Annotated in this window: 1 protein-coding gene and 2 tRNA genes; 1 reads left to right on the forward strand and 2 read right to left on the reverse strand. The window is 54.0% G+C overall.

Going from position 1 to position 1,137, the window contains the following annotated elements; translation table 11 throughout:
• Nucleotides 1-147: 147 nt before the first annotated feature.
• Both QP995_RS10770 and QP995_RS10775 read right to left on the reverse strand, forming a co-directional pair.
• Nucleotides 148-221: transfer RNA gene (locus QP995_RS10770), tRNA-Asp, on the reverse strand.
• 14 nt (nt 222-235) lie between these two features.
• Nucleotides 236-311, reverse strand: a tRNA-Glu gene (locus tag QP995_RS10775).
• Nucleotides 312-511: 200 nt separating this feature from the next.
• On the opposite strand from QP995_RS10775, the gene QP995_RS10780 reads away from it, so the two are divergent.
• Nucleotides 512-1,042: an NUDIX hydrolase gene (locus QP995_RS10780; protein ID WP_016421372.1), complete on the forward strand. Its 531-nt coding sequence runs from the start codon at nt 512-514 to the stop codon at nt 1,040-1,042.
• The last annotated feature ends 95 nt before the right edge of the window (nt 1,043-1,137 follow it).

The following is a 1,137-nucleotide window of genomic DNA, read 5'->3' on the forward strand; positions in this document are numbered from 1 at the left end:
ACCTTATATAAGCCCGTTTTATGCGGCCTGACCAGCAAATAGGCTGAAAATCAGACACACTTTTTGTCACTTAACCCCACTTTTCTTTACTTAACCCAACCAAAAGCAAAAAACGCCAGCTCCAACCGGAACTGGCGTTTAGAATTGCGACCCTGACGGGACTTGAACCCGCGACCTCCGCCGTGACAGGGCGGCGCGCTAACCAACTGCGCCACAGGGCCATCATGATTTTTAGTGGTACTCCCAACGGGATTCGAACCCGTGTTGCCGCCGTGAAAGGGCGGAGTCCTAGGCCTCTAGACGATGGGAGCCCGACTTAACGCTGCAAAGAGTTGGCCACTCAATGGCATATTCCGCGTACATCTGCAGTGTATGAACATTGCAATTGCGCGCGCTCTTGGCAACGTAAAGAACTATAGAGGATAAGTACCCTTTTCCCAAAATCCACGGTTGAACTGGAGTTTCTTACTATTTCCGCGGACGCTACTAGTACTCAGATAAGCTCGCAACTATGGCAATTCCGGATTTCATTGTTCAGCTCCGCGAAAAAGTGGGCCACGCTCCGCTCTGGCTCCCCGGTGTCACGGCTATCGTCATTCGCGATGTTCCGCCGAATGCACCGATGTACGCCTTGCCCGAGGTCTTGCTGGTTCGTCGCTCCGATAATGGTGAATGGACCCCAGTCACCGGAATTATCGACCCGGACGAGCAGCCTCACGACGCCGCCGTGCGAGAGGTAAAGGAAGAAACGGGACTCGATGTCACAGTTGAGGCCCTGCTTGGCACTGGCGCCGTTGGCCCTATCGAACACCTCAACGGCGATGTTGCCTCATATCTGGATATCTCCATGCGCTGCAGTGTTGTTGGCGACGACGTCCCCTATGTCGCTGATGATGAATCCACTGATGTCGGATGGTTCCAGATCTCACAGATGCCACCGATGAAGCCACGCTTCCGCCTGATAGTCGCCGATGCAGTGGCGCAGCTCAAGCACCCGGCGGGCTTCAAGCCACGGATGGGCTACCACAAGCGGGAGAAGTAGGTGCCGCAGAAGGAAAAATAGGGTTAAGTAAAGAAAAGTGTGTCCGCATGCCACCATAACCCCAGACCACACACCACAAATCACCAAAGAATAGC

The organism is Corynebacterium sp. MSK032 (assembly GCF_030232065.1).
Classification (GTDB): domain Bacteria; phylum Actinomycetota; class Actinomycetes; order Mycobacteriales; family Mycobacteriaceae; genus Corynebacterium; species Corynebacterium jeikeium_D.